Annotated in this window: 1 protein-coding gene; it reads right to left on the bottom strand. The window is 64.8% G+C overall.

The window, feature by feature from the left end; translation table 11 throughout:
* Window positions 1-247: hypothetical protein (locus tag ACZ3HG_RS24485; RefSeq protein WP_465335085.1), on the bottom strand; the 247-nt coding region annotated here is incomplete at both ends.

Raw genomic sequence — 247 nt, 5'->3', positions numbered from 1 at the left:
TCGAGCGCATCGTGCAGATCGTCGTGTTCGTCGCGGCCGTCGAAGCCTTCGTCATGGGCATCGCCGTGCAGAGCATCGAGCTGCTCGTGGAAGCGCTCGTGCTGCCGGCACTCCTGCACATGCTGGCGCACGACATTGTAGTAGTAGCCGCCGCCAGAGTCGTAACGGCCATAGCCATAGCCGTCCCAATCGTGGGCCGCCGCCGGTACCGCAGCGGTGGTCAAAAGCAACGCACCCGCCCCCATCA

The organism is Erwinia sp. PME.40.26/001, from assembly GCF_055556675.1.
Note: the sequence above shows the minus strand (reverse complement) of the source record. Positions and strands in the feature narration are given on the sequence as shown.